The 254-nt window shown below is 57.5% G+C and carries 1 protein-coding gene; it reads left to right on the top strand.

The window, feature by feature from the left end:
- Positions 1 to 254, top strand: a 254-nt coding sequence (locus tag EJE49_RS02375) for a hypothetical protein (protein ID WP_223246706.1), incomplete at both ends; no start/stop codon positions are given.

Below are 254 nucleotides of genomic sequence, written 5' to 3'. Positions count from 1 at the left end.
GCGACCGGCACCTATACCGTGTTTGTTGACCCGAACTACGCCGTGACAGCCAGCATGCAAGTCACTGTGGATCCAGGTATTGCATTGGTGGCGGACGGCGCATCGCCCACGGTTACGCTGAACACGGCAGGTCAGATAGGTCGTTTGACCTTCACCGCCACAGCGGGCCAGAACCTGGGCCTGGGTATTACGGGGTTAACCTTAAGCCCGACGACTTCGACGTATGCGGCTGTCAATGTATATAACTCAGTGGG

Origin of the sequence: Sulfuriferula thiophila (assembly GCF_003864975.1) — a bacterium.
Lineage (GTDB): Bacteria > Pseudomonadota > Gammaproteobacteria > Burkholderiales > Sulfuriferulaceae > Sulfuriferula > Sulfuriferula thiophila.
This window is presented reverse-complemented; position numbering and strand designations above follow the sequence as displayed.